The following is a 620-nucleotide window of genomic DNA, read 5'->3' on the forward strand; positions in this document are numbered from 1 at the left end:
GGCATAAGTAGCTGGATGAATGAGACTGCGAAAAATGCTGCCTATGTCAAAAGTCAGTATTTAGAGCAGAAGATCGCCCTCGAAGAACTGTTAGAGAGTTATGAGCAGGGTGACTATATCGCCAGACGCTTTCTCCGTCAGGGCGAGCGAGCCGCTGATACGATGAACCTCCTGAACAATCAGGATTTAGACCGCCTCAACAATGCCATTCGTTCGGCAGAGCAGAACATGGCCAGCCTTGGTGAGAGTTCCCGAAATACCCTCAATAGCCTGCAAGATGAACTGGATGAATTACAGGGCAGGCAGTCGGATATTGAGCAACGGCGCTATCAAAGCCAGCGTGACGATCTGAAGGCACAGCAGGCCGAGGCCATTGCCAAAGGGGATCAGGAGGCGATCAAGAATATCACCTCTGCCCTTCGCATCAGTGAGCAGATTTACAACGAACGTATCCGGCAGGCCAACAATGAAAAAGCCCAAGCCCTCCAAGAGAGCCAGGTGAGCACGTCGGCACCAACCACCCGAACTACACAACCGGCTCCGCAGAAAATTATCCGGCTCGAATATCCCGGCGGTGCGGTCAATGTCGGCATTGATTCAACGGATGAAACCAAACTGCT

At 52.1% G+C, this 620-nt stretch carries 1 protein-coding gene; it reads left to right on the top strand.

Annotated features, from left to right (window positions below):
* Positions 1-15: 15 nt before the first annotated feature.
* A partial coding sequence (locus AK963_RS30300; RefSeq protein WP_202969965.1) for a hypothetical protein occupies positions 16-620 on the top strand: 605 nt, incomplete at its 3' end.

It is taken from the genome of Endozoicomonas atrinae (assembly GCF_001647025.1).
GTDB classification, from domain to species: domain Bacteria; phylum Pseudomonadota; class Gammaproteobacteria; order Pseudomonadales; family Endozoicomonadaceae; genus Endozoicomonas; species Endozoicomonas atrinae.